At 66.7% G+C, this 1018-nt stretch carries 1 protein-coding gene; it reads right to left on the bottom strand.

The features are described 5' to 3' along the window. Positions 1-1018, bottom strand: a 1018-nt coding sequence (locus ABEA07_RS16425; RefSeq protein WP_345539164.1) for a ShlB/FhaC/HecB family hemolysin secretion/activation protein, incomplete at both ends; no start/stop codon positions are given.

The following is a 1018-nucleotide window of genomic DNA, read 5'->3' as shown; positions in this document are numbered from 1 at the left end:
GGCGTACGGTTCCGCTGGGCCCGGACCAGGCCCGAATAGCGCAGCTTCTGGCCGCCGAGCGTGAAAGGCGCGTTGAGGCTGATGTCGGCGGTGTAGAGCTTCAGGCGCGAGGTGCCCTCCAGGAATGCGCTGGCGCCGTTGCCGTAGGCCCGTTCTTCCGGAGAAGCCTTTGATCCCCAACCGCCCGTGCCGCGCTTGTAGGCCAGCGTGCCTTCTGCTGACGCCTCGCCCAAGTACGCCTTGTGATTCAGGCTCAGTTCCCAGCCGCCGACCACGCGGTGCTGATTGTCGAGTTCGGCGTCTTCGATGAAGTTGCGAGATGCCCGGCGCCAGCCCTCGATGGCGATGACGGTCTTGCTGTCGTGATCGCGATGGAGCAGGCGCGAGAGCCTGAGCCCGGCGTTGTGGCTCTTGCCGGCGTAGAGATAGTCCTGGCTGAGCCCGGCCACGCTGCGGTGGTAGCGGCTGTCGGAGGCCGTGAAGCCCAGCAGCCAATCGCCATACGGCAGCGAATAGTGAACGATCTGTCCTTCGGTGCCCTTGGCCGGATCATTGAACGCGTGGTTGCCGAGGTCGTGGTTGGCGTGGAGGTAGAACAGATCGTTCAACCCGAAGGGGTTGTCGAGGGACAAGGTGGCGCCGGCCTGATAGCGGCCCGTGGCTGCGGTGCCGCTGTCGTCCAGGCTCAAGGCGAGGCGCCATTTCCTGGATTGGGCGTACTTGACGACGAGTTCGCTGTCGCCGGGCTGGGCATGGGGTGCGGTGGGCGCTTCGACCCGGATGTCCGCTTCGGCGGTGGGCGCGCGCTTCAGGTTCTCGAGGCCTTGTTCGATGTCCTTCAGCGTCAGCAGGTCGCCAGGGCGCGCGGGAATGGCCGTGGCCAGCAAGGCGGCGCTGCCGAGCGGCGTGGCGGACGCGTCGGGCGTTGTGCGAATGGCTGCGACGCGGCCGGGCACCAGTGAGAAGCTCAAGGTACCGGTCGACAGGCTCTGCGGCGCAATCTCCACGCGGGTGGTGA

This window comes from Variovorax defluvii, from assembly GCF_039541515.1.
In the GTDB taxonomy this organism is placed as follows: Bacteria; Pseudomonadota; Gammaproteobacteria; order Burkholderiales; family Burkholderiaceae_C; genus Variovorax; species Variovorax defluvii.
This window is presented reverse-complemented; position numbering and strand designations above follow the sequence as displayed.